The organism is Ochrobactrum sp. AN78, assembly GCF_029909885.1.
GTDB classification, from domain to species: Bacteria; Pseudomonadota; Alphaproteobacteria; order Rhizobiales; family Rhizobiaceae; genus Brucella; species Brucella quorumnocens.
Window position 1 is genome coordinate 1 of the sequence record NZ_JASAMU010000039.1, and the last position, 1,235, is coordinate 1,235.

A 1,235-nucleotide genomic window follows, 5' to 3' on the forward strand; every position below is an offset into this window, starting at 1 on the left:
TGGACTTGCCCTTATTTAGTGGAGAGGTTCTGTCATTAATTTACGGTTCGCCGTCTCGAACTGCACCGGCGATTTATACCCGAGGGCAGAATGTCTTCTGATGGGATTATAGAATCCGTCAATATATTCGCCAATGGCTTTGACCGCATCCTTGCGTGTCTGGAACACAGTTCTCCATATCAGTTCCGACTTGATCGTCTTGAAGACGGTTTCCACCATCGAATTATCGTAACAATTTCCTTTTCCGCTCATGGATGGAAGCATTTTGTGAGCTCTGAGGATTTTGCGATACTCATAACTGGCATATTGACTTCCCCTGTCCGAGTGCTGGATCAACCCCGGCTTTGGTTGCCGGATTGCAATAGCCTTATTCAAAGCACAGATAGCCAGATCCTTTTTCATCCGGTCACGCGCTTCCCAACCGATGATGCGACGAGAATAGAGATCGACAACGATTGCCAGATATAGCCAGCCTTCGGTGGTCCATATGTAACTGATATCGACACCCCATTTCTGATCCGGTCCATCACAGGTAAAGTCCTGATCCAGAAGATTGGGAGCGACAGCCTCGCCATGATTGCTGTCGGTCGTGCGTTTGAAGCGCGTTTTCTGCCGGGCTTTAAGACTGTTTTCGCGCATCAGTCGCGCCGTGCGGTGACGACCTGCCCGAATGCCTTCTTCATTCAGTTCGACATGCATGCGAGGACTTCCATAAGTTTCACGCGACAGCGCAAACTGGTTACGAATGTGGGCCAAGATAATCATGTCATCAAGCTGACGACGACTGGGCAAACGATGCTTCCATGCATAATAGCCGCTGATGCTGACACCTGCGAAAGCACATAGCCGTGACAGAGACATATGGGCCTTCTCCGTGTCGATGAACGCAAACTTCATCGACTTGTCTCCCGCGCGAAGAAGGCCGTCGCTTTTTTTAATAAATCTCGTTCCTGTCGTAGAAGCTCATTTTCTTTTCGAAGACGGGCAAGCTCCTGGTTCATGTCCTCATGCGGACCAGAAAGCAAATCTTTCTCAGAAATATTACGCCGCCAACGGTCAAGTGTTGACTTGCCAATGCCAAGGTCGTCGGCAACCGATGAAATGCTTCGACCGCTCGTCGTTAAAATACGAACGGCTTCGCGTTTGAACTCTTCTGTAAATTCTCGCTGCTTCAATTCTAACTCTCCTGTCACTTTTATTTAACAGAAGCCCTCCACTTTTGAAGGGGAAGTCCA

General features: G+C 48.9%; 1 protein-coding gene. It reads right to left on the reverse strand.

Annotation, left to right across the window (positions count from 1 at the left end):
* Positions 1–15: 15 nt before the first annotated feature.
* Positions 16–1,193 (reverse strand): IS3 family transposase gene (locus QBD00_RS23580; RefSeq protein WP_318580708.1). Its coding sequence is split into 2 segments (ribosomal slippage): positions 16–938 and positions 938–1,193, totalling 1,179 coding nucleotides; the frame shifts between segments, so codons are not numbered across the junction.
* Positions 1,194–1,235 lie beyond the last annotated feature (42 nt).